17 protein-coding genes are annotated in these 25,819 nt (G+C 59.5%); all 17 read left to right on the top strand.

Features of this window, described 5'->3' with window-relative positions:
* The first annotated feature begins 19 nt into the window (after window positions 1-19).
* The 17 genes from G6N68_RS16980 to G6N68_RS16900 all read left to right on the top strand — a co-directional run bounded on the left by G6N68_RS16980 (window position 20) and on the right by G6N68_RS16900 (window position 25,773).
* Window positions 20-343, top strand: coding sequence for a transposase (locus G6N68_RS16980; RefSeq protein WP_069422688.1), 324 nt, complete (start codon window positions 20-22; stop codon window positions 341-343).
* A 45-nt stretch (window positions 344-388) separates the two neighbouring features.
* Window positions 389-1,225, top strand: coding sequence for an IS3 family transposase (locus tag G6N68_RS16975; RefSeq protein ID WP_163714553.1), 837 nt, complete (start codon window positions 389-391; stop codon window positions 1,223-1,225).
* A gap of 100 nt (window positions 1,226-1,325) precedes the next feature.
* Window positions 1,326-3,089, top strand: coding sequence for a DEAD/DEAH box helicase (locus G6N68_RS16970; RefSeq protein ID WP_240355509.1), 1,764 nt, complete (start codon window positions 1,326-1,328; stop codon window positions 3,087-3,089).
* A 366-nt stretch (window positions 3,090-3,455) separates the two neighbouring features.
* On the top strand, window positions 3,456-5,279 hold the full coding sequence (locus tag G6N68_RS16965; RefSeq protein WP_163714547.1) for a UvrD-helicase domain-containing protein: 1,824 nt from the start codon (window positions 3,456-3,458) through the stop codon (window positions 5,277-5,279).
* The gene (locus tag G6N68_RS16960) at window positions 5,276-8,482 is read left to right on the top strand and encodes a helicase-related protein (RefSeq protein ID WP_163714544.1); all 3,207 of its coding nucleotides are present in this window, start codon (window positions 5,276-5,278) and stop codon (window positions 8,480-8,482) included. Before G6N68_RS16965 ends, G6N68_RS16960 begins: the two co-directional genes overlap by 4 nt.
* Complete coding sequence (locus tag G6N68_RS16955) at window positions 8,479-9,060, top strand: DUF8724 domain-containing protein (RefSeq protein WP_163714541.1); 582 nt, start codon at window positions 8,479-8,481, stop codon at window positions 9,058-9,060. The genes G6N68_RS16960 and G6N68_RS16955 overlap by 4 nt, the downstream gene beginning before the upstream one ends.
* A 61-nt stretch (window positions 9,061-9,121) precedes the next feature.
* A protein-coding gene (locus tag G6N68_RS16950) for an IS3 family transposase (protein WP_163714538.1) occupies window positions 9,122-10,260 on the top strand; the annotation gives its coding sequence in 2 pieces (ribosomal slippage) (window positions 9,122-9,392 and window positions 9,392-10,260; 1,140 coding nt in all).
* Complete coding sequence (gene drmB / locus G6N68_RS16945) at window positions 10,196-11,440, top strand: MrfA Zn-binding domain-containing protein (protein WP_205351359.1); 1,245 nt, start codon at window positions 10,196-10,198, stop codon at window positions 11,438-11,440. Before G6N68_RS16950 ends, drmB begins: the two co-directional genes overlap by 65 nt.
* Before the next feature lie 27 nt (window positions 11,441-11,467).
* Window positions 11,468-11,707 (top strand): hypothetical protein, encoded by a 240-nt coding sequence (locus G6N68_RS16940; protein WP_205351358.1) that lies wholly within the window; start codon window positions 11,468-11,470, stop codon window positions 11,705-11,707.
* Window positions 11,673-12,506 carry a hypothetical protein gene (locus G6N68_RS16935; protein ID WP_163714535.1) on the top strand — a complete coding sequence of 278 codons (834 nt, stop codon included), beginning with the start codon at window positions 11,673-11,675 and terminating at the stop codon, window positions 12,504-12,506. Before G6N68_RS16940 ends, G6N68_RS16935 begins: the two co-directional genes overlap by 35 nt.
* A 583-nt stretch (window positions 12,507-13,089) precedes the next feature.
* Window positions 13,090-15,255 (top strand): 3'-5' exonuclease, encoded by a 2,166-nt coding sequence (locus tag G6N68_RS16930; RefSeq protein ID WP_163714531.1) that lies wholly within the window; start codon window positions 13,090-13,092, stop codon window positions 15,253-15,255.
* Between the two features lie 158 nt (window positions 15,256-15,413).
* A protein-coding gene (locus G6N68_RS16925) for an IS3 family transposase (protein ID WP_163714529.1) occupies window positions 15,414-16,576 on the top strand; the annotation gives its coding sequence in 2 pieces (ribosomal slippage) (window positions 15,414-15,698 and window positions 15,701-16,576; 1,161 coding nt in all).
* Window positions 16,577-16,819: 243 nt separating this feature from the next.
* Entirely contained in the window at window positions 16,820-18,940 is a 2,121-nt protein-coding gene (locus tag G6N68_RS16920) for a DUF262 domain-containing protein (RefSeq protein WP_308205903.1), read from the top strand.
* A gap of 322 nt (window positions 18,941-19,262) precedes the next feature.
* Window positions 19,263-20,435, top strand: coding sequence for a cysteine desulfurase family protein (locus G6N68_RS16915; RefSeq protein WP_163714520.1), 1,173 nt, complete (start codon window positions 19,263-19,265; stop codon window positions 20,433-20,435).
* Window positions 20,425-21,498, top strand: coding sequence for a DUF4007 family protein (locus tag G6N68_RS16910; RefSeq protein WP_163714517.1), 1,074 nt, complete (start codon window positions 20,425-20,427; stop codon window positions 21,496-21,498). Before G6N68_RS16915 ends, G6N68_RS16910 begins: the two co-directional genes overlap by 11 nt.
* Window positions 21,495-24,932 carry a hypothetical protein gene (locus G6N68_RS16905; protein WP_240355508.1) on the top strand — a complete coding sequence of 1,146 codons (3,438 nt, stop codon included), beginning with the start codon at window positions 21,495-21,497 and terminating at the stop codon, window positions 24,930-24,932. Before G6N68_RS16910 ends, G6N68_RS16905 begins: the two co-directional genes overlap by 4 nt.
* Window positions 24,925-25,773, top strand: coding sequence for a phosphoadenosine phosphosulfate reductase family protein (locus tag G6N68_RS16900; protein WP_163714515.1), 849 nt, complete (start codon window positions 24,925-24,927; stop codon window positions 25,771-25,773). Before G6N68_RS16905 ends, G6N68_RS16900 begins: the two co-directional genes overlap by 8 nt.
* The last annotated feature ends 46 nt before the right edge of the window (window positions 25,774-25,819 follow it).

Genomic DNA, 25,819 nt, shown 5'->3' with positions numbered 1-25,819 from the left:
CCCCTGGAAGGATGTTCGTATGCCACGATCTCGGCGGTCGTTTTCTCCTGAGTACAGGGTTGAGGCGGCGCATCGTGTCATTGATGGGAATCGGCGTGTTAGCGAGGTTGCCCGCGAGCTGGATCTCAATGAGAACCTGCTGCATAAGTGGGTGCGAGATGAACGGCGACGGATGGCCGCGGCCGCAGCTGGCGGTCGGCCGGACCCTGGTGGTGGTGAAGGGCTTTCGGTCGATGAGCGCGCGGAGTTGGTGGCACTGCGCGCGCGGGTGGCCGAGCAGGCGAAGGACATCGCTTTCCTGGAAAAAGCCTCGGCGTACTTTGCAGCACAGCATCGAAGGTGAGCCGGTTTGAGCTCATCGCTGCAGAGTGCGCCGGCTACGACACGCATGGCCGAGCTGCTCGGGGTATCCAGGGCGGGCTACTACAAGCATGCCCATACCTGCACCGCTGCTGAGCCCACACCTCGGGTGCAGCGCCGCCGTGACCTGGAGGTCAAGATCCTTGCCCATCACCGCGCCTCACGGGGCACCTATGGGTCACCGCGCATCACCGCCGACCTGCACGCCGAGGGTGAACGAGTTTCGGAGAACACGGTCGCCAAGATCATGGCCGAGTTGGGCATTGAGGGGATCAGTCCGCGCACCTTTAAGACCACCACCCAGGTCGACCCGGCAGCCTCGTTTCCCCCGGATCTGGTCGGGCGCTGCTTTGACCAGGGCCGTATCGACGCGGTGTGGTCCTCCGACATCACTTACCTGTGCTGCGGAGACGGTGACATGTTTTTATGCGCCATCCGTGACGAACACTCGCGGCGCGCGCTGGGCTGGGCCGTTGATGACCACATGCGCACCGAGCTGGTCACACTGGCCGTCGAGCGGGCCGCGTTCGTGCGCGCTCACCGCTGCCAGGGGGTCATATTGCATTCGGATCGCGGTACTCAGTACACCGCCCACGACATGGCGCTGGCCTGCGCCGCTCACGGGCTTCGGCGCTCGATGGGCGCGACCGGGATTTGTTGGGATAACGCCGGCGCTGAATCGCTGTGGTCGAGCTTCAAGCACGAGTGCTACTACCGGCACGCCTTCGCGACGAAAGCGGAACTTATTGCAGCAGTTGACAATTGGATGATTTTCTACAATAATGATCGAAGGCACTCAGCACTTGGAATGCGCTCACCTATCGACTATGAACGCACGCTGCGTGCCACCACGGAAGCAAGCTAACCGTGTCTACTTTTTCGGGGGAACCCCAGTCGCGGTCGTCCCCGGTAGGCCGGCGGTACGGGTTCCGGCGTCCTTCGGTCGTGAATCCAACAGGATTCTGGTGACGGGTGACGCCGACAGGGCGGTCTTGAAGCAGGTACTGAGCTGCCTCCTTCTTGACGACTCCGATGGACATGTTGACGCGCTGCTCAATTCGATGGAACGGCAGAGAAACTCGCATCGAATTCGGGCGATCCGCAACGCTGCATCCGACTCTGAGCGACTTCTGATGCTGGTGGGCGAAGACCGATTGAGGGCATTGATCCCGAAAGATGCGCTCGGCTACATGGCGGCCGATGGCCTACCTGAGCCGCAGGGGCTCGAGCTTGCGGAGCTCTGCGTAACCATGTTGGGAGTTCGCGCACTGGAACGAGCTTGCAAGGTGGATCCACTGGGATTGCCTTATCCTGCACCATCTTCCTGGGCGGGTTCGTACAACACTCGACAGTGGGTAAAGCGTCTGGGATTTGACGAGGAGTGGGCCGGGCAACGGACCCGCAAGAGGAATAAGCCCACGGAGTACGTCGACGGTCCGACTCTGCTCGACGAGCTTCACGACTACCAGCAGGTTGTGTCTGAACGTCTGCACCGCCTATTGAGGGGTGAAGGCCCCCAACGTGCAATCATCTCGCTACCCACTGGGGCGGGTAAGACTCGGGTGGCGGTCCAGAGTGTGATCCAGTCGATCCGTGATGGTGCGCTGGACAGATTTGCCGCTGGAGCGGGCTTCTCAGGACCGATCTTGTGGCTCGCCGACGGTGAGGAGCTATGTGAACAGGCTATCGACGCATGGTCGTATCTCTGGCGGGCGTTGGGGCGTCAGGACACTCAGTTGATCCTCAGCAGATTCTGGTCGACCTACGAAATGGAGGAAGAGGTTGCGGGAGTACAGGTGGTTGTCGCCACGTGGCAGAAGATCCTATTGAGAGCGATTGAAAACGAATCGTATGCCTGGCTGGCGCAGGCACCGGTTGTGATCCTCGACGAGGCGCATGGCGCCCATACCCCGTCGTACACAAGAATTCTTGGATGGCTCGGACGTGGCGCTCGCGAGCGGGACAAGCCATTGATCGGACTCACAGCTACACCATTCCGGGGTAGGAAAGACAGTGCTCAGACATTGCAACTACTCCGCCGATTCGATGACAACCGCCTGGACGAAGGCGTCTTCGGGGAGGAGCTTCCACAGGTCAGGTTGCAGCGCGACCGCGTCCTCGCACGCGCGCATCTGGAGATTCTCGATGGTGTGTCGATCGACCTCTCGGAACGGGAACTCGAGGACTTCAGATCGAAAGGATGGCTGTCGAGGGGGGCCGAGTCGCGGCTGGGCCGCGATGAAGATCGAACACGCACGATCGTGGACTCGATCATGGGCAAGCCCGAACAATGGCAGATAGTGGTATTTGCTGCATCGGTCGAAAACGCACAGACGTTGGCAACGCTGCTGACGCTGCAGGGCCGCCCTGCGGCGTCCATAGACCAGGACACGAGCCCAGAGGATCGCCGGGCGGCGATCGAGAGATTCAAGTCGGGCGAACTCAAGGTGCTTACCAATTATGCAGTGCTATCGCAGGGTTTTGATGCTCCCAAGACTGATGCTGTGTACATCACCCGTCCAACAAGCAGTGAGGTCCGCTATCAGCAGATGGTTGGACGGGGCCTCCGCGGACCGAAGAACGGCGGCACCGAAGAAGTGTTGATCGTGAATATGCTCGACAATCTGTTGGAGTTTGGTGACAGCATCGTGTACCAGAGTGTCAAAGACATTGTGGACTCAGAGGATTCCACTGGCAATGAACGGCTTGATGGATTGGCACTCCGATAGTCACGACGCCAGATTGCAGACACGTACCGCGACGACCGCGGCGCCTCGTTATAGAGACAGTGACAGCGGGAGAACAAAAGCTATCAAAAGGAATGTCCGTGCATCCTGTCGATCGAGTGACAGCGGTGTGTCAGGGCCGAACAGCCGCGGCGCGGGAGTTGACAAGATGCGGACACGGATTGGTCCGGATAAAGCGGACCTTCCGCGTATGCACAAGTCAGTTGATTCAAGGCCGGCTTGTCTAGCGTGGAGCGGCCCCCGATACAGAGAGGTGTCGTTCGCGAATGTCCAAGACCGCAGCGATACGCGTGAGGCGCAGCCTGATCGTCCGGGTACCAACGGCCTTGCGGACGCGGAGACAGTAGCGTGAAGGCCGCAGAGATAGCGCTCAACGATGCCCAGCGGGATGTGGTAGAGGCACCGATAGAAGAACGTTTGCTGGTGATCGCGGGCGCTGGGCAAGGTAAAACCGAGGTCGTCGCGCTCCGTATCGACCACCTGGTGCAGGAAGAAGATATCTCCGCATCGGCTCAAGTCCTTGTGTTGAGCTTCTCCCGCGCAGCAGTGACAGCCGTCAAGACCCGACTGAGTGCACGAGAGGTGCCGGCAGCGAACGTCCGGACATTCGACTCGTTCGCAGGCCAGATTATCCTGGACGCTGAGGAAGAGCCGACCGGCAGCTTTGAGGCCCGTATCCGCAGGGCTACACAACTGATCCGCGAATCAGACGACGCCCGTGAATCGATAGTCGACCTCCGCCACATCGTGATCGACGAGGTCCAGGACTTGGTCGGAGACCGGGCCGACCTTGTGCTCGAGATCTTGCGTGCAGCAAGCGATGACGTCGGGATTACAGCACTAGGCGATCCGTTGCAAGGCATATTCGACTTCGTGTTGGACGAGTCGCGCAGCAAGACGTCATCGACCGCGGTCATCGAGGCTCTCAAGAACGAGTTTGGTTGCACTGAAGTCCAGCTCGGCGAGAATTACCGTGCCAGAGGAAAAGGCCCGAAAAAGGTAGTCAAGCTGGGTGAGCGACTTCGAGCGACTGACGATCCGGAAACTGCTGAAGATCTTATTTCTGAGCTGCAATCCACGCTGTTGGATCTTGGGGAGTTCGACGAGTGGGTCGACATGGTTGCGAAGGATGGAGTAACGACAGCGATCTTGTGCGCCACCAACTCTGATGTCCTGCGGGTGTCGCGACATCTCAGTGATCACGGCATTCGCCATGCCGTACGCCGGCAGGCTCAAGATTTCGGCGCAGTCAACTGGATCGGCAGAACGCTAACATCATTGTCGGGCCAGACTGTCGATCGATCGGAGGTCGAAGAGGCGCTGGCCCGGTCACTCGATCGGGCACACATCGATCAGGCCTGGTTCCTGCTCAAGTCCGTTGCCGCCGACAAGCGGGGTCGGGACGCGCTCAATTTGGGACGGTTGCGCCACTCGATCCGAACCAACATGCTGCCACTCACGCTCACTGAGCCTGATTCCGCGAACGTCATCGTATCGACGGTCCATCGCGCGAAGGGCCTCGAATTCGACCGCGTGTTTCTGGTTGCTCCCAACTACGAGCACGAGAACGACGAGAACGAGTGGGCGATCATCCGGCGTGAGTACGTCGCACTGAGTCGTGCCAGGGACGACATCTATATCTGCTGGCTGCCGCAGCCCCGCTCATCGTTCGAAAACATGCGATGGCTACCGGGACGACGCGTCGAAAGGGTGTTCAACCGAAAAACCCGTAAGAAGCGCGTCAAAGCATTCGAATTTCTATACGACGACGTGGACGTCAGTGAGCCGACCGCTGGTGGCGGACTCGACGCCGCCGATGTCCAGGAAAACCTTCGGGGCGACGATCTCGTGGGCGCCAATGTCGAGGCTTTCTTGGACCACGAGAGGAGCACTTCGTTTCTCCCGTCCTACCTCCTGACCACAGAAGAGGGTTACCTTTTGGGTCGCACGAGTGAGAGCTTCAATATGGCGTTCAACACGGTATTCGGGCGTAGGGGCGGAGGGGTCTTCCCCGGAAGGCTATACGGGCTCACCCTGGTCTCGGTCGAGACGGTTGCCGGCGAGCCACGGAAGACCGAACGTCTCGACGTCGGCCGGTCTGGGTTGTGGCTGGCACCCCGCATAACCGGGCTCGTGGAACCCGACTGGAAGACGATGGAGGAAGTCGAATGATCACCGAAAGTGATCCGCTGGGTCGCAAGTATGCCTTCCGCGACGGGATCGTGCGTGAACTCCAACGAGACTTGGTTGGGCCCAGCAATACGGACGACGACGCAAACGAAGTCATCACCGAACTACCTCTTGACCGATACGTCGTCGGCGTGCTTTGGCCGGCAGATGAAGAAGTGCAAGAAGCACCCGACCCTGACAGCGACGATCCCGCTGACTCCGAAGGTGATGACGACACTCCGGTGTCACAGGCTCTAATGCGGTATCCGAGCTCGATGGGCTTGACTTTCACCGTCGACACCGCGCGTGTCACCAGCGTCCAAGTCGATTTGCACGTGGCGCAATACATACCATCCGACGAGAAAGCTGAGACTTCCGAGTCGGGACGGGCTACCAAGGGCCGGCAAGACAGACCGGCCGAGTGGTTGCGGGTGCCGACCGCGATCGAACCGATCACATTGGATATCGCTGAGAACCGAACTGAGTACCGCGAAGTGGCACCACAGCTACAGCTATACGCATACATTCGTCAACCCAAGGACGGCGCCGTCACGGTATCACTCGCTCTTCGCAACACCAAGACGAAGCAGAAGGGGTTGTGGCGAGACGCTTTCGCCTGGTTTCAGGTGGGAATCACCGTTACGACGGCTGTGGCGGCGATCATGGACAGGACTCAGCCGCAGCTGTCGAGCACCGATCGGGATCTGAGGTCGGCGGCTTTGCTGTACAGAAATGCCCGCGTTTTCGCGATCGGACATGGCTGCGCGGCGACGTGGGATAGAACGCCTCTACCCTACGTGTCTTCTGTTGAGACCACCTACATTCCGCAAGTCGAGGTACACCGTGCTCGGCCCAGGAAGCTACCAAGTGTCGACCTCCGCATGTCGACTCTTGCCGAAGCTTCAGACGAGGTGGTGTTGGAGAACCTTCGGGCGATGGTGAGCGAATACCGTTCGTGGATAAGCAATCTCGATCAAGCGGTCAGCGAGGGGAAAACGGATGTTCCTGAGCGACTGAACGAAGTAGTTGCCGACCACATCGCAGACGCCGAGGCCGCGGCGGCCCGTATCGAAGCCGGGATCGACCTGTTGGCCTCTGACCCGCAGGTGTTCAAAGCCTTTCGGCTAGCAAACCAAGCAATGCAGACGCAGCGAGCCCGTCAGGACTGGGTTCGAGGAGGTGCCAAGGGTCGTGTCGACCCGGGCGTAGACCAGAGCTGGTATCCGTTCCAGATCGCGTACATCCTCCTCAACCTTCCCGGTCTCTCGGACAATGGGCATGAGGAGCGCGGGCTGGCTGACTTGCTGTGGTTTCCCACAGGTGGTGGAAAGACGGAGGCGTACCTCGGCCTTATCGCCTTCATCATCCTTCTGCGCCGGCTCCGGGACCCAGAGGTGTCCGGCGTCGCAGTCATCATGCGCTACACACTCAGGCTGTTGACCATCCAGCAGTTTGAACGGGCGACGATGTTGATGTGTGCGCTCGAACGCCTGCGCCTCGAGCGTAAAGACCTTGGTGTCGAACATTTTTCGATTGGACTCTGGGTGGGTTCGAAGGCAACTCCAAATAGCCTCGATGAGGCTCGACGAGCACTGAACCATCTTCGAGCGGGTCAGGATCTGACCGAGAACAATCCCGTTCAACTGACGCAGTGCCCATGGTGCGGACAGGAGATGGACCACACCAACTATTCCGTCGAGAAACAACCCGTGCGCAGGCTGGTGATCGCTTGCAGGACAGCATCCTGCGATTTCCGTTCCGGATTGCCCGCGTACGTAGTCGACGAGGACATCTATCGCGTACGTCCGGAGTTGGTTCTCGGCACGGTGGACAAGTTCGCGGCGATGGCGTGGGATGAGCGGGTCCGCGCATTGTTCTCGCGCGATGGTGCGGGCGCGCCGCCGGACTTGATCATTCAGGATGAATTGCATTTGATATCGGGACCCCTCGGCTCCATCGTCGGTCTGTACGAGATCGCGGTGGATGCTGCCTGTGGGATTCGTTTGGGAGACAATGGGCCATCAGTCGGGCGCCCGAAGGTCATTGCGTCGACAGCTACGATCCGCCGGGCAGATCGACAGATCAGCGCCGTATTCGATCGTGAGGCTAGACAGTTTCCTCCTCCGGGGATCGACCCCGATGAGTCGTTCTTCGGTGAGCCTGCGCCACGCGACACGCTCGGCACTCGGATGTATGTAGGTGTGATGAGTGGGGGAACGAGCCATGCCACGTTGTTGGTGCGCACGTACGGTGCCCTCCTGCAGGCAGCTCAGGATCTGGATGGTGACGATGAGACACGTGATCCGTACTGGACATTGCTCGGCTATTTCAACAGCCTTCGCGTTCTTGGCAGCGCGGTCCTCCAGGTGGACGCGGATGTTCGTGACCGCTTGAAAGTTGTTGCTGGGAGGAATAATACGATTCCTCGAACTATCCGCAACGTGGTCGAGTTGACCAGTCGCGAGCCTTCGTCGGAGATTCCGAACTCTTTGAAAGGTTTGGAAGATGAGTACCCATCCAAAGAGGCTGATGATGTTGTGTTGGCTACCAACATGATCTCCGTCGGACTCGACATCGACAGACTCGGGCTCATGGCAGTGATGGGGCAGCCGCAATCGAGTGCCGAATACATTCAGGCCACTAGCCGGGTGGGACGTAAGCACCCGGGCCTGGTTGTCACCATTCTCAATTCGGCTCGCTCGCGAGACCGCTCTCACTATGAGAGTTTTCTCCCGTTCCATCAGTCGCTTTACCGTGCTGTCGAGGCCACTAGCGCGACGCCGTTCGCGGCCCGTGCCCGTGACCGTGGATTACACGGGGTACTGGTGGCGCTTGCGCGGCTCCTTATCGATGAGCTGGCACCCGACGGTGCGGCTCATCTTGCTGACGACAATTACGACGCACTCACAGAACTCGTGAAGATCATCGCCCAACGAGTCAGCAATACAGCGGAAGAAGAAATCGACGCCACGATCGATGAGGTGGACGAACTACTCGAGGTGTGGACGACGGAGGCGGCTGCCAAGCCGAACATGCGCTACAACAATCCCAGAAATGCGCAGGCGGCTTTACTGGTCGAGGCGGGTGCCGGCCTCGTCGAGGATTATTCAAAGAACGAGGCACCGTGGCCGACGCTGCGAAGCATGCGAGATGTCGACGCTGAAAGCGGCCTCTATCTGATCCCCTTTGGGAGGAAGTCACAGTGAACCAGCCGAAAGCGCGACGCAGCCAACTGATCAGTACTTACGGCATCGGGGGATTGTTCCCGTCCTCTACGACCAGCTACATGATCGCCGGCTTGCACGACTGGAAAGAAGACCGCGCCGAGCCGGTGAGCGAGCCACGGTTGGCTCGATCACTGAAGGTGTCGGAACTCAAGCAGCCGCCCGCAGGCGGACGCAAAGACGTCCCCGTCATTCGATTTCCCTACACCCAGGTGTGTCCGACATGCAGACGGATCGGCCGTCTCCATGAGTTGTCAAAGGACTGGAACGTAGCCGAGTGCAGCAAAGACAAGCAGCCGTTGAATCCGTTCAGGTTGATCGTTGCCTGTCGTCGCGGTCACATTGATGAGTTCCCATATTTTCAATGGCTGCACCGCGGACAGGGCAACGCAAGCTCGGATCACTCGATGAAACTGGAGGCGCGTGGGCGTACATCGTCACTTGCTGACCTGGTGTTGACATGCACATGTGGCGTCGCGAGCCGCAATTTGGATGGTGCAGTCGGCCCGCTGCCCGAATTCGGTTCGTGTCGGGGCGCCCGTGAGGTGAGCCCGTCGTAGTGGTCCAGTCGTTGTGGGACTTTGATGCCCGAGGGTTCGGGCAGGAAGAATCGACGACGACATGGCAACGAACAAGCGCCGGCGGCACACGCCGGATCAGATCATCCGCAAGCTCGCCGAGGGCAACAAGCTCCTTGGGACCGGGCAGCAACTCAGCGAGGTGTGTCGCCACCTTGAGATCACCGAGTCGACCTGGCATCGCTGGGTCGCCCAGTACGGCGGGATGAAGGCCAGCGACGCCAAGCGACTCAAGGAACTTGAGGCCGAAAACGCCCGGCTCAAGAAGCTGGTCGCCAACCAGGCCCTTGACATCGACATGCTCAAGGAGATCTCGTCGGGAAACTTCTGACCCCGAACCGCAAGCGCAGCGCCGCGGCGATGCTGCGCGAGCGGTTCGGGGTCTCTGAACGGCGGGCGTGTGCGGTGGTCGGCATCCACCGTTCCACCATGCGTCTGCAACCAGCGCCGATCAGCGATGAGGAGGCCCAGTTGCGGGCCTGGCTACGCAAGTTTTCCACCCAGCGGCCCCGCTGGGGATGGCGCCGTGCTGCGATCGCGGCACGGCGAGCTGGCTGGAAGGTCAACAACAAGCGCATCCGCCGCCTGTGGCGCCAGGAGGGCCTACGAGTTCCGCAGCGCCGCAGGAAGAAACGCTTGACCGGCATCGGTGCGCAGGTCGGGGCGATGTGCCCGATCCGCCCGAATGCGATCTGGGCGATGGATTTTCAGTTCGACACCACCGCCGACGGACGAACGTTGAAGATGCTCAACGTAATCGATGAGTTCACCCGCCAAGCCCTGGCGATCGAGGTCGACCGGGCCATCAACGCCGACGGCGTGGTCGACGTCCTTGACCGTCTGGCCCTGATGCATGGGGCACCGGCCTACGTGCGGTTCGACAACGGACCCGAGTTCATCGCCCATGCTGTCAACGACTGGTGCCGCTTCAACGGCACCGGCTCGCTATTCATCGATCCCGGATCCCCCTGGCAGAACGCCTGGATCGAGTCATTCAACGGCCGACTGCGCGACGAATTGCTCAACTCCTGGCGCTTCGACTCCCTGCAAGAAGCCCAAATCATCATCGAAGATTGGAGAATCGACTACAACGCCAACCGGCCTCACTCCGCCCACAATGGGCTCACCCCAGCCGAGTTCGCCCTACAGTGGACCACGACCCACCAACCGCAAGCCGCATAGCGACTGGACCATCAAACGGGTCCCCCTCACCCGCCCCTGGCTCGGTGCCGACAACGAGGAATGTGGCGAGGTCCCGAGGGCTCTGCAGCGTGGCGCGTCCAATGTTTGGTATCCGGCGGTCAGGTCCTCCATCTCGATACCTCCGTACTCGGAGGCTTTGTCGAAGTTCGTCGATCCGCATTGGTTGGTGTTGTCAGATCCAGATGTCGTAACTCCCGCGCTTTTGGCAAAGATTGCAGACTCATCGAACGGCAGGTTCACCGTCGAGCAGATCGTCATCGAGATCGAACGTCGCCGTGGTGAGGAGCGCGAGGATGACGACCTGTCGGAAGCGAGACTGCGCTCAGGCGAATACCGAGCACTCATCGACGGCCGCCCCGACGACGACCCGGACGCTGACTTCGTCTGCTTGCCACGCGATGTACCCGCGGTCTTCGATGACCTGATCACCGACGTCCGTAAGGTCACGCGGCTCCGCGAAGTCCGTGCGTTGTACGGCTTCACCAGGCTCGACGGAGGCGTGGAATCAAATCTTTGTGCGTTGTCTGCTACCCGCAAAAACTGGCTTCCTGCGATTCAGGTGATCGGTGAAGGCATCTTCATCGCATTCGACCGGCAAAGGCTTGAGAACTGGGCGAACAGGCCCTTTGCGCGGGAACGTGCACGCATGCTCAAGGTGGTGGCCGACAGGAATGCGGCTGAATACGGTCACCCACCCAAACACATCGACATCGTCGAGGTCGCACTGCACACCTTGGCCCACATCATCATCGACCAGTTGTCACTCGACGCCGGCTACCCGGCAGCCGCGCTGCGTGAGCGTCTTTACGTCGATGACGACATGGCGGGCTTGTTGATCTACACCGCAAGCTCTGATTCTGCTGGGAGCCTTGGTGGCGTCGCCGCTATGGCCGAAACCGATCAGCTTGGAAATGCGTTGGGAGAGGGACTGGTACGGCTTTCGTGGTGCTCGTCTGATCCTGTCTGCATCGAGTCGAGGGGTTCGGGTAGTGATGCGCTGAATCTGGCGGCATGTCATGCATGTGTGCTTGTTCCCGAAACTTCCTGTGAGAAGAACAACTCGTTCCTCGATCGGGCGCTCCTGTTCGGAACTCGGGACGGGGGTAACGAATCTGAAGGTATCTTCAGCGAATTCGTCGCCAATGCCATTGGCGCATGAGCTCGTGCGAGCGGAGAGTGTCAAGGAATGTCTGAAGTAGCCGCTGGCGAACTCCGCATCGTCGTCCGCGACGAGGAGTCGCTCGTCCGCACCGTTCGAAACACGGAGCGAGACGGGGTCCGCGTCGAAGTGACCGGTGTCAGCCCCCTCGTCCGTGATCAGGATGCGGTGTTCTTCGGCTCGCTCGACACGATTGACCGGCTCGACCCGCGAGACGGCGAGCTGGTCGCCGATGACTCGGCTGGCTTTCGAAGCTCGAGACTCTAACTGGAATCGATCCGTCGCTGAGTGGGATGTCGAGGAAATCGCGACGGTCACCGGCATCGACATCGCTCCGGTGCAGCTCAGTGAACTCGAAATGCAGTTCCGGGAAGCGCTCAAAACACACATCACCAGGGCGGCCCGGATGTGCGGTCGAGACCGCAAACGGATCCACGGGGGAGGAACTCGAGCTGCGTCTTGCGGACCGGACGGCAACGTGCGCCGGTGGCGGATGAGACCGCTGGTCCAAGTGCAGGCATCCGTATGGACCGAACCCGACTTCCTGCTTAGCCGCAGTGACGCACAGGACCTCGACGTGGCCGTCTATCTGGACGGACGCAAGTCCCACGCCAGCCCGGAGAACAACCGCACCGCCGACGACGCGGTCAAGCGCGACGGCTGCGAAGAGACGGCAAACGTGTCGGGTCGATCACATGGGACGATGTTCAAGCCTTCGCCTCCGACAAAAATGAAAGCCGGCGCCCCGGACCTTGTTCACCAGCAGGTCCAGAACACCGCGAGCGAAGTCGTGCAAGACGTGCGGTTGAAGACGCTGTGGCAGAACCCGATCGACATACTCATCGAGTACGTGTCCCACCCGCAGGCCGAGGTCTGGCCACAAGGCGCGTTCGCGACGGTCATCGGTCTGGTCAATCCACCCGGTAAACACGGCACGCAGCCGCCGGTCCAGACACAGGCAACGGACCTTACCAAGGCACTGCGCTCTTGTCTGGCCGGTACCCTGCCGGCGTCGGATCCGAAGGGCGCAGTCTCATCGTCGCCAGAACCGGACGAGACGGTCTAACGCTGTACATCTGCGCCGATCCGCAAAACTTCAAACCAACCACGGGTGTGCTCGCGGTCCTGGACGACAGCGACGCCGAAGTCGGCAGTCCCAAGCACTTTGCCCGATGGCGCGAGTGGCTTCGGTGGTCCAACCTCCTACAGTTTCTCACGGTGCCACGGCACGGCGAGACGATGCCTCTCCGGATGGCAGAGGTCTGGACTCGAAAGTCTGCCGACGTCTTCGCCGACGCTCATATTCCGCTCAGTGCCGTGGACTCTGGCAGAATCGACGTCGCTTTCGCACCCGGTGATGGGTGGCGCGAAGTTCTCCGATACACCGATGCGAGCCTTGCGCCCCTCGTGGTCGAATTGGCGCAACGTGGCCTAGTGGTTCCGGAGCCCGGTGCCGAAGTCGGCCCCGACGAGTCTGTGTGGCAGGTGGAATTGGCATGGCCGGCAGCAAAAGTCGCAGTCGTGATCGATGATAACCCCGACCGAGAAGCGTGGTTGACTGCCGCTAATTGGAAAGTGGTCCAAGCAGGCCTCGCGCATGAACACGGGGCGCTGGCGGATCAGTTGTTTGATCACGTTGGAGGTAACTGATGAAAACCACCGTCCTCATGCACGATCTGTTCGAGAATTCGTACAACGACCTGGATGGAAGCGTCAAGGGGCGCGTTCTGTCGTTCATGGTGAAGCTCCAGCAGGACCCCAACGGGACCGGCCTTGATTTCAAGCACCCGAAGGGAGCCGCCAGCAAGCACGTGCGAACGGCGCGGGTGAACGACCGCTACCGCGCCGTTCTGGTCAACGCCGGTGCCGACGACAACAACAGGGTGCTTTGGCTCGTCGCGGTGAAAAAGCACGACGCCGCATACAAGTTCGCCGAAACGTTGACGCTCCAGGTAAACCAGAAGACCGGTGCTGCTGAGCTTTTCGACCCGATCGCGCTCGGTGAAGCTTTAGACCACGCACGTGCCGAACCGCCGTCGAGCACTGGCGCCGAGCCTGTCATGCCGTCCACCGTCAGCCAGGCTGACCTTGAACGGTTCGGCGTGGCGCCTGAGGTAGCTGTCGAGCTCAAGCAGGTCACGACCGAGGATGCGCTACAGAAGATCATCGAAGCGCTTCCGGCATCGCAGGGCAACGCCGTGCTCGACCTCGCCTTCGGAAAGGCCCCCCAAGACGTTTGGAACGACCTCGTCATCGACGAACCCGGTCCGATCGATCCGCATGATATCGAGACCGCGCTGAAGAGACCGCTGTCGCGCTTGAGCTTCACTGCCGTCGACGGTGACAACGAGGAGGAGCTGCGGGCTGTTCTGGAAGGAGATTTCGCCAAGTGGCGGGTATGGCTTCACCCGTTGCAGCGTAAGCTCGCAACCCACAGCGGGTGGAATGGCCCGTTCCGGGTGACCGGCGGCGCCGGCACCGGCAAGACCGTCACGGCAATCCACCGGGCGCGCTTCCTCGCCAGGCAGCTGGATTCGAGCGGAGCCGATCCAAAGGTGAAGGTCCTGTTCACCACCTTCACCCGCAATTTGGCTCAAACGATCGAGGGCCAGCTGATCCAGCTGGCAGGCCCTTCGATCACTTACAGAGTTCACGTCATCAATCTGGACGCGCTGGCACGTTCGGTTGTTGCGGCGACCGACAGCGGGCGGAAGTTCGTGAACTCTTCGAAAGTCGCTGCTGAGTACCAATTGGAGCCGCTTTGGCGCACGGCCGCGCAGTCCTCGAAGGGAAGTTGGGACCCGGGATTCCTCAATGACGAATGGTCGGAAGTGGTTCTCGGCAACGGGATCTTGGACGAAGCCGAATATCTTCGTGTGGCACGTAGCGGCCGGTCTCAACGGCTGACTCGTCCGCAACGCAGTGACGTGTGGCGCGCAATCGAACAGTTTCAGTCGCTTCTGCGTGCGCAGGGGCAGACAACGTTCAGAGAGTTGGCTTCTCGGGCCGCGATGGCACTCGAAGCCGATCCGTCGCTGCGCGAGCAGTTCGGGTACCGCCACGCGGTGATCGACGAAGCGCAAGATCTGCATCCTGCACACTGGAAACTTCTGCGCGCGTTGGTGCCCGCTGGAACCGACGACCTCTTCATCGTCGGGGACGCGCATCAGCGCATCTACGGTCGGCCAGCGCCGTTGTCCCGATTCGGTATCGAGACGCGGGGACGGGCTCGTCGGCTGACAGTCAACTACCGCACGAGCCGCGAGATCCTCAGATGGTCTCTCTCGATTGCCGACGCAGATGCTGATGACCTCGACACGTCGTCCGATACCCTTGCCGGCGCGCGGTCCGTATTCCGCGGCCCCGAGCCGGAATCACTCAGCTTCAAGTCGAAGTCCGAAGAGGACCAGGGACTCGTAGCCAAGATCGACCGGTGGATAGCCGACGACTACTCGAAGTCGGACATCGCCGTATTCGTCTACGAGAAGAACGACGTTCGCGACATCGTCGCCACCCTGGAAGCGGCCGGAGTCGCTGCCGAGGTGGTCAACGAGAGCACCAAGGAAGAGAAGCTGGGTGACGTCGTTCGCGTCATGACGATGCACCGGGCCAAAGGCCTCGAATATCGCGCTGTGGCGATAGCGCGCCTCGGATCGAAATCGTTCCCGCCCTACTTTGTGCAGCAGAAGCAAGGTGACGAACGTGAGCAAGAGGAGAAGAAGCTACTCCGGGTGTTGTACGTCGCCGGCACGCGGGCGCGGGAGCGGCTCGCGCTGCTCTGGGCGGGGGAGTTATCGCCGCTTCTCAGTCGGTGATCGGCTGACCTTACTACCTACCTTGGCATTTCGTAAGCGTCCACCGTGCAAGGCAGAAGTCAGGTCGCAGCGTGATCGGTGATCGCACGGGTCTGCTGCACGAATAGGTGACATTTGAGTTGGCTTGCCCCGTTAGGGCGGGCTGGAAGGATGTCATTGTGCCCAGACCCTATCCCCGCGAGTTCCGCGACGACGTCGTGCGCGTTGCCCGCAGCCGTGATGACGGCGTCACTCTCGATCAGATCGCCGCTGATTTCGGGGTGCATCCGATGACTCTGTCGAAGTGGATGCGCGAGGCTGACGTCGATGAGGGAGCCAGGCCGGGAACCAGTACCACCGATTCTGCTGAGCTGCGGGATGCCCGTCGACGGATCAAGCTGCTGGAACAGGAGAACGAGGTCTTGCGCCGCGCCGCGGCGTACCTGTCGCAGTCGAACCTGCCGCGAAAAGGCTTTACCCGCTCGTGAGCGAGCTCGCCGCCGACGGGATCCCCGTCGCGGTGACGTGCCGGGTACTCAAACTTGCTCGCCAGCCCTACTACCGCTGGCTGTCCGCACCGGTCACCGACAGTGAGTTCACCGAGGCCTACCGGGCCAACGCGCTGTCCGACGCCCATCGTGATGACCCGGAGTTCGGTTATCGCTATCTGGACCAGGAGGCCTGCGCGGTCGGTGAGCCGATGGCGGAGCGCACCGCCTGGCGGATCTGCGCCGAGAACAAGTGGTGGAATGTATTCGGCAAGAAGCGCGGCAAGAACGGCAAAGTGGGACCGCCGGTGCACGACGATCTGGTCGAACGCGACTTCACCGCAGATACGCCAAATCAGTTGTGGCTGGCCGACATCACCGAACACCGCACCGGCGAGGGCAAGCTCTACCTCTGTGCGATCAAGGACGTGTTCTCTAACCGGATCGTCGGCTACTGCATCGACTCCCGGATGACATCGCACTTGGCGACCACAGCGCTGAGCAACGCGGTCGCTCGCCGTGGCGATGTGGCCGGCTGCATTTTGCACACCGACCGCGGATCTCAATTCAGGTCAAGGAAATTCGTGCATGCCTTAAGTCGCTACGACATGATCGGCTCCATGGGCCGCGTCGGGGCCGCCGGCGACAACGCCGCCATGGAGAGCTTCTTCAGCCTGCTGCAGAAGAACGTTCTGGATCGCCGCCACTGGACCACACGAGAGGAACTGCGAATCGCGATCGTCACCTGGATCGAACGCACCTACCACCGCCGTCGCCGCCAAGCCGCGCTCGGGCGGTTGACCCCCATCGAATTCGAAGCAATCATGACCACACCGGCCAATCAGACCGCGTGACCGAAACTGTCACCTATCGGTGCAGCAGACCCAAGTGGTGCGACGCCGCCTAGAAACCACCTTGCCGCGCTTTGGCCAGTATCTAGTTGCCACCGACAAATCGGTAGGGCGGCATGTCATCGGGCACGTTGATGAGGGGAGGAGGTGTTCAGCCGCCCTTGACGTACGTCGAGTGCGGTGGTAAATGCCAGCTAGATTGTGGGCGTCGTTCCGTGAGAGCCTGCAGCTCAATTCCGCTACAGGATGCAAGGGATGGATTTCGTTGGACACGCAATACAACTCAAACTCTTTGACAAAGCTCTCGGCCTAAACAAAAACGGGTGTCTTCGTCTTCCAAGTTTTCAGCGACAGTTCGTTTGGTCCCTGGAGCAACAGCGCGGGTTGGCCACGTCGGTCCTGCTCGATGTTCCCTCTGGATCCCTCCTCCTACTACGAGGTACGGGGAAGGACTTTCCTGCTCGCAGTCTCGGCAGCCGACAACTCGACCAATTAAGCCCCGACCAGGAATATACTTTTGTACTGGATGGGCAACAGCGTCTCTCGACGCTTTACCAAGTCTTTGCAGATCCTCTTGGGGGCGCAACCTGGCATACCCAAGTCGACAAGTGGTACTGGCGACTTCGCTATCGATGGGCACTACAGGTGCGGCCTGAACCCACAGCAGAAGATTACTTCGGATACCGGAATCTTGACTTCACGGGGTTACCAACGGAACCCGATACAGTTCGGGATCGGCTCCGAGAGTTGCGTATCAACAAGACTGGCAAGTATCCCTGGTATCACCCCAGCCAGCCGGTTACGCACGAAGGTCGGCTCGCGCAGTGTACTGCTGCGGTAAAGGAGGGTCTCGTACCATTATGGGAGGTGGCGGGGACTCCGTCGGGTGTGCAACAACCACTTCATCGAGTGGTTATCCAGCAACTCGCCGAGGAACGAAGAAAAGAGTTGGAGGCTATAGTCAGGGATCAGCACCACGACGCACCACTATTGGATGCGCTACGTCGTGTGCAGCCGTACCTACCTGATGAGCCGAGCATGGACGAATTGGTCGGCGCTCTCTACACCCTGGCCGCGAACTGGGTAGAAACCCTGACACAGTTCCTAAATATCAGGGCGAATTACGACATCGCTTCCGTCGAGATCGGCTCGGATCAGCTTGATCGGGCCGTCGTGATTTTTGAGGCCATGAATAAAGGCGGCACCCCACTCGCTACCTTCGACTTGATTACGGCGAAAGCCGCCAAGGGTGATCTTGCTGAAAGCCTTGCGGACAAACTGACAAAATTAGTAACTGACGAAAAAGTCGAGTTAAACGAGCTTTGGGGTACTAACAAAGGGCCAAACCCTACGCCGTGGTCCGTTGATCCAGCTGGTGGGATAGCGTTGGATAACGACGAGCTATCTGTGAGGTTCAAGAATGCATTTTTGAACGTGATGTCGCTGCAGTTTAGTCTGACCAAAGGAATCGATGCGCTTACTACTGACGCTATCAAGCAAAAGGCAATTTTGGCTCTTGCGCCCGATGCCGTACTGCAATATTGGGAAACGGCTGGTAAGGCAGTGCTGCGCGCATGGGCTTTCCTACAATTCAGATGTGGTGTCCGACGTGAAAGTGACCTCCGTAATCAGCTTCTTGTCTTGCCCCTCGCAATATGCCTGTCATCGGACGACGCGTTCAAAGATCGCGAGCGGCTCGACCGCCTCGAGTATTGGTACTGGTGTTCCGTACTTACGGGGACCTACACCGCAAGGCAGAATGAAAATGCCGTGAATGATGCTAAGAGTTTGCTTCGCTGGTTCGACGGCAAAGAAGGAGATCCTTTCGCATTGCGTGCAGCTAAAGTGCTTGGAGATCCCAAATATTCGGACGAAGCAACCCTCCTGCGCGCTGACGAGGAAGCGGGCGTATCCACGGATATCGATAGATACTTGTTGCAGTATTGCTTAAGCCGTTGTCCCAGGGATCTGCTTTCTAGCGAAGACAATACCGAGTCAGTGCCGTTTCTTACGGAATGGGGAACCGAAGACCTAGAAGACCATCATTTAATCCCATTGGCCGAGGCTAGGACTGTCAATGAATCAACTCGTGATCTAAGAAAAGCAACGGAGGGTTTGGGCCTTTTGTTGAACAGTCCGCTAAACCGTTCATATATCAGTCGGTCGGTTAATCGGCGAATTGGCCCGCTACCCATTAAGCAGTACATTAAAAATGTGTCAGAAATCGCGAAAGCTGACCATGCGATTTTTATTCCCGACAATGAAAGTGATGATTTTAAGGAGCACGTTGGTCAGGCTTTAAAGAATCGATTTGCCCAGATTAAAAATCTTGCGATTAATGAGCTTGGGACGCTACGGAACTATTAGGGCGGCTGCTGGCGGGCAGGTTGGTGGAGCGGTTGCCGCGCCTACGGCGATATCGCTGCTAGCGTTACGATTTTGCGACCCGCACTCTGGCCAGTGAATGCCGAACGACATCCGTTGGGCAGTCATCGTCGACTCGCGCCCTGATGTACAACGGCTTGATGTTGCCGGCACCACCCGATGGCACAGCAAGGGTCCTGACGTCGAACCGTGTGTGGGCGGGGTTCGACCGCAATGCGCCTCGGGTTGTCGTACCCCTATGCCAACGTATACATGCCCGCGTGGCATCAAGGGATCTACACCCGCACGAATAGGATTACCAGCGATGACGTGCTACCTCGACTACAACGCATCAACTCCTGTCGACTCGCGGATACTTCCCGCCGTAGCCGAGGCCCACGCAACCTTCGCCAACCCTGCTAGTACTCACCACAGTGCAGGACAAGCTGCGGCGGAGCTGATTGAAGAAGCACGTAGCCGGGTCGGCTCGTTCGTGTGCAGGCCACCACAAGACGTGATCTTTACCAGCGGTGCATCTGAAGCCGCCAGCATTGGACTGCTAGGTGTGATGTTGGGGGCGCCCGACCGCCGAAACGTAGTCGTCTCCGCCACAGAGCACAAAGCCATCATCGCTGCGGCAGAGCTGGGCGCTCGCCTTAGTGGTGGTGAGGTACGTCGTGTGGATGTAGATGGGGAGGGACTGGTTGACCTCGACATGCTTTTAGCGCTAGTCGATGAAACCGTGGCAGCCGTCGCGGTGATGGGCGCCAACAACGAGACCGGCGTTGTCAGTCCCGTCTTGGAGGTTTCGGATATCGTACAGCGTTCCGGCGCCTATCTATTCGTGGATGCAACCCAGCTTGCGGGCAAGGCTCCACTCGAAGATGTGGCCGAACTAGCGGATCTGATGGTCTTAAGCAGTCACAAAATCTACGGACCCAAGGGCGCGGGTGCACTTATTGCAAACCGCCAGGTCCAGCGAACAATAGTTCCAATCGCAGCTGGAGGTGGCCAGGAGCGCGGTCTCAGAGGAGGTACCCAGAACACGCCGTCAATTGTGGGTTTCGGGCTTGCCGCTGAGTATGCGATGAACGAGCAGCTGTCCGACTCAGTTCGGATCGGAGCGTTGGCGGAAGACCTGTTCTCGATGATCGTCAACGATGTTGACGGAGTCGTGTTAAATGGCAGTAAGTCGCATCGGCTTTCGAACACACTCAACCTGCAGTTCTGCGGCGCCGACGCTGATGCGGTGATGGCCTCAATGCCCGAGGTCATGGTGTCTTCGGGGAGCGCTTGCCAATCAGCAGTACCTTCCCCTTCGCATGTGCTACTGGCGATGGGCAGGACCAGCCTCGAAGCTTCTGAGTCACTGCGTATCTCACTTGGACGACCGACTACGAGGGACGAAATCCGTGTCGCTGCCAGCTCGATCGTAAAAGCAGTCAACCGAGTTCGCGATCTCACGGCAGACAGGGAACCAATCAACCATGACGCTTGAGCAAGCGGCGAGCCCTACGTTCGCCAACCACCAGACGTTCCATCCACGATTCGGGTGGATCAAGAAGGGCCACGACGCTGCGCAACGTAACCCCAACATATTCAACGAGAAATTCGCACCGGTCGAGCTCGGAGTCGGCAAGAACATGGCCGAGGCGATTCGCTTCTGGGCCATGGCAACGAAAGTTATCGCGCGGCGGCCTCATCCAGATCGACCGCGGACGTCGGTGTATACACCTACCCGCCTAGGACGCGCACTGCTGGACGAGCGATTCGGCATCGATCCTTACCTCGAAGACCCGGTCACGCTATGGATATTGCACTGGCACGCAATCTCCCAAAAGTCCGCCTTGCCCGTCTGGCGCTTAGTTTTCAACGATTTGGGAGCTATCGAGTTCTCGGAGAGCGAGTTGCTTCAATATTGTCTCGACGAGATCGCAGCGACGACTTGGTCGCCGCCCATGAAGAGCAGCGTGCAGAAGGATGTCGACTGTCTACTACGTATGTATTCGCGGCGCGGGACGCAGGGACGGCAGACTCTCGACGATCTGCTGGACTCACCATTTCGCGAACTTGGTCTCATTCAACCGTCGCCAGGTGCCAGGAAGAACACATACCGGATAGTTCGGGGGGCTAAACCTACGCTGCCTTCGGCGGCAGTGACATACGCCTGCCTCGATTTCTTGAGCCGAGCGGTCGATGGGAGCAAGACCATCACGCTAACCAGGCTAGCGGCCGATCCTGGGTCCCCAGGCAGGATCATGAAGCTGACTGAGCAGGACATAGCTGACGCAGTCGAGGACTCGTCGTCCGTGGTAGGTCATTTACGACTGGTGAGGCCGGCAGGCTCCCGACAACTCGCAGTCAGCGCGCCACTTGGTGATGTCGCATTCGAGTTGCTTGCGTCAAGGCACACCGAACGCAGAGCCACCCTTCCAGCATCGCCCGATTTCTCGCTCGTTGGGAACGCCGCGACGGCTCCCTACTTGAGCGATACGGAAGTCGAGCGGTTGATTCGAAAAGCGCAACGGTTGCGTGCGCGAAAAGGCGGTGATGCCGCATGACAACCGTGCTGGCCGATTACGTTACGACGAGCAGTCGGTTCACTAGGTCTGCGAATGTCGAGAGGGACCGGGGCGGTGCCGCGATCGAAGGATATGTGCCTACCGGTCGAGCGCTCGACGTTATTTCGCGCATCGCCAACGGCCTCGTGGATCCTGCTGCGGGACGGGCGTTCTCGATCACCGGACCGCACGGCGGGGGCAAGTCCTCATTTGCCGTATTCCTCGATGGGCTGGTCGCTGCACCTGCGAGCTCGGAGTTCAAAGCCGCTCACGCAATCCTTGCATCGGTCGACGACGCACTTGACGCAAGGTTCCGGGACGGGCTGCGTGCTCTCAAGACAGGACGTACCGGATTTACGAGGGCATCAGCGACCGCGAGGAACGAACCCGTCGCCACGACAATCGCTCGTGCCCTACATGCAGGAGCTATTCGGCAATTTGGTCAGGGCCAAGATTTTGCACCCGCGAGCTTCGCATCCAGGAAGCACATACCGAGTGCCCTTGATATCCGGACATGCGTTCAGAGACTGACCGATGCGCAACCGCTACTGCTGGTCATCGATGAGTTCGGCAAGAACCTGGAACATTTCGCGGTAGCTGGTAACGAAGGTGATCCGTTCCTCTTGCAAGAGCTGGCTGAGATGACGCAGGGCACCGGCGCAGCGCCGCTCATCATCGTGACGATGCAGCACCTCTCATTCGACGAATACGTTCAGGACAGTTCGACAGCTCGACGGAAGGAGTGGTCAAAGGTACAGGGGCGTTTCCAGGACATTCCATATATCGAAACGCCGGCTCAATCCCGACGTCTCATTGCGTCAGCCATACAACAGCATGAGGTGCTGCGTGAAGCGGCAAGCCAGTGGACCTTGTTGCACCGGGATGTGCTCGATGCGCAGGGATTGAGGGACATTGCGGAGGACGCCGCAGCGGCGATTCCTCTCCATCCTTTGGCGCTCGCAGTCCTGCCGGACTTATGCAGCCGATACGGCCAGAACGAGCGAACGCTGTTTTCGTTTCTGACTAGCTCCGAGCCATCTGCGCTACCGGCGTATCTCGCCGCGACTAGATGGGCGCCTGGGGCACCGCTCCCGCTTGTGGGCATCGATCTGCTCTACGACTACTTCCTGGAGTCATCCGCCAGCATGATCGGCGTCGCCGACGGTGCTAGCCGTTGGCTCGAGATTGAGACGCGGATCCGTGATACGGCGGGCCTCTCGCCAGAACAGCTACGAGCGCTGAAGACAATTGGGTTGCTGAACCTTGTTTCGACCGGTGGCCGTATCCGGGCGTCGCGACCATTAGTCGAGCTTGCTCTGCAGATGGACGGGGACCACCGCGCCGAGGTGGGCGAAGTGCTCACATCATTAATCGATGCGGGGCTGATCACCTACAGGGCGTTCTCCGACGAGTACCGGATCTGGCATGGATCCGACTACGACGTCCGCCGAGTAATTGACAACGCGCGACACGAATACGAGGACGCAGAACTCGCTGATCTACTCGGTCAAGCACTGACTCTTGAGCCGCTGGTTGCGGGTAGACACAGCCAGCGCACCGGTGTCCTGCGAGTCTTCGGGAGGCACTTCATTGGAGAAGGGCAGGCTGCGCCGATCGACCCGTCCTGGGACGGGATTGTCTACTATACAACAGATCTGAGCATAAATCCGCAAACCGCTCCTGCCCCTACCGACGGCCGTCCTGCAGTCTACGTCGTGCCTGATGAAATTTGCGCTGTGCGAAGCGCCGCCGTGGAGGCCGCGGCGCTAACCTCTGCGCTGAAAAGCGCCGAGGCGGAGGGCGCTGACTGGGTGGCCCAACGTGAACTTGTTGAACGGGCTTCGGGGGCCCAGCAGCGCCTCCACTTAGCTATCGGTGAGACATGGAACATCAATGCGAAGTGGTTGCTGGCCGGCTCTAAAGGGCAGCTGAATCCCCGCGCGGGCATATCGGCGTTGCTGTCCGACGTGGCGGACACCGCGTACCCAGACACCCCTCGAGTTGCAAACGAGATGATTGCGCGGCGGGAATTGACGAGTCAAGGAGCCAAGGCGCGGCGGTTCCTAACCGATGCACTCATAGCGCATCCCGACGAGGAAGCCTTCGAGATCGAGGGCTATGGGCCTGAGCGAGCGATCTACGAAGCAATTTTCCGCAGCACGGGAATGCATCGCTTGTCCGGTGCAGGTAACTGGGCCTTGCATCCGCCTTCCGACCGAACGTGGAAACCGGCATGGACACTGATGAATTCAGCGTTCAACGGTGCGGTCGATTCCCGACTGAGCCTGGGCGAGATAGGTACGCAGCTCACGCTTCCCCCGGTGGGACTCAAAAATGGGATTGTACCGCTGCTGCTCATTGCCGGACTGTTATTTCGTGGCGACGAAATTGCGCTGTACGAGCATGGAAGTCTCGTACTGTCGATTGACGATGCCGTGGCTGAACGACTTGCAAAGAATCTCTCTCACTTCTCGATCAAGAATACTGAAACCCGTAGCGGCAAGAGAGCAGCTGTCATCGCGAAGCTTGTTGACAGGCTTGGGATCACGACGCGAAGTGGCGGAGGCACACCAACATTCCTTAATGTCGCAACGGCGCTTTACCGAGAGTTGCGTGTCCTCCCTCCGTTCGTACAAAAAACCAGACGGCACTTGTCGCGAGAGGCCGCCGATGTGCGAGACGCGTTTCATCACGCCGCCGAGCCCGACGTTCTGCTCTTTGAAACACTCCCAGAGATCTTTGGACTTGGATCGTTTTCTGGGAGTAGCCGTGCGGGATCTCAGGCCGCCGCTGAATTCGCAGATCACCTGGCCAAAGCGATCCGCGAATTGCGCGAGTGCTACCCGGCGCTCCTAACGTCGGTCCATCGTCAACTTGCGGAAGCGACCTCGACGAGTGGAGACTTGCCCGACGTTCGGCGTGCGCTGGTCGCAGACGCGACTCGTTTGCAGGGACATGTGCTGGAACCCCGACTGAAGGCGCTCGTCGCTGCACTCCTGCGTCCGCTCGACGACGAGGCCTGGCTTGAAAATGTAGCGATGGTAGTTAGCGAAGGCCAGGCGCCGCGTGTGTGGACAGACGACATTGCCGGCCGATTCGCCCTACGTATCACCGAGCTTGGCGGTGCCCTAAGGCGAACCTCGGCGTTGCTGCACGAGCGTCTTGCCTCGACGGTACGGCAGAGCTATAGCTCGAGGCGGATGACGCTGACTCGTCCAGACGGCACGGAATCGATCGAGCTGCTTTCGCTGACTGACAGCGAAAGAGCAATGGTTGACCAGTATTTCCTCCCATTGATCGATGAGGTGGCCGCAGGCGGGATTTCGCGAGCGACTGCTTGTCGGATGCTCATGGCAAGGTTGGCCGAAGAGTACGAGTCAACTGGCTCGGCGCAGACCCACGCGTTAGACAGGGAGGTACAGCAGCATGGCTGACACCGTTCGGCATATCTGCGGCATTAGCGGCGGTAAGGACTCTAGCGCGCTTGCGGTGTACATGCGTGACCGTGTGCCAGCGATGGAGTACTTCTTCTGCGACACCGGTGCGGAGCTCCCGGAGACCTACGAATACCTCGACCGGTTGGAAACCGCGCTTGGGAAGCCCATTGCCCGGCTTAACCCAAGGAAAGGTTTTGACCATTGGTTTGACGTGTACCGCGGAACCTTGCCATCCCCTCAGATGCGTTGGTGCACGAAGAAAATGAAGATCGAACCGCTGGAGGAGTGGATCGGCGACGATCACGCTGTCTCCTATGTGGCAATTCGCGCCGACGAGTCAAATCGCAAGGGGTACGTGAGCACGAAACCAAACATCCAGACCGTCCTTCCCTTCGTTGAAGATGGCGTCGATCACGATGGAGTGCTGAGGATTCTCGACGAGGCTGGGATCGGCCTACCCAAGTACTACGAGTGGCGTACGAGATCAGGCTGCTATTTCTGCTTTTACCAACGAAAAGCTGAGTGGGTCGGCTTAGCCGATAAGCACCCGGAACTTCTGAAACGGGCCATTGCAATCGAGGCGAAGGTCCGTCAGGATGCCGGCGCTGACGGAGACGCCTCGTTTGGCCAGTATGCGATGAAGGGCCGTCAATACACCTGGTCAGGTGGGGAGTCGCTGCCCGAGCTCATAGCTCGTCGTGAAGAGATTCTTGCCCGGCATGACGAAGCCCAGGAAAAGGCTAAGAAGCGGAAGAAGAATCGCCCTGTTTGGGAAGTTCTTGGTGATGCGCTCGACGACGACGACGACGCGATGCAGTGCTCGGTATGCGCGTTATGACCGGCTCGCGTACCAACAACGCGCTTTAGCAAATTCCTGTTGCTAT

Origin of the sequence: Mycobacterium bourgelatii (assembly GCF_010723575.1) — a bacterium.
Classification (GTDB): domain Bacteria; phylum Actinomycetota; class Actinomycetes; order Mycobacteriales; family Mycobacteriaceae; genus Mycobacterium; species Mycobacterium bourgelatii.
Note: the sequence above shows the minus strand (reverse complement) of the source record. Positions and strands in the feature narration are given on the sequence as shown.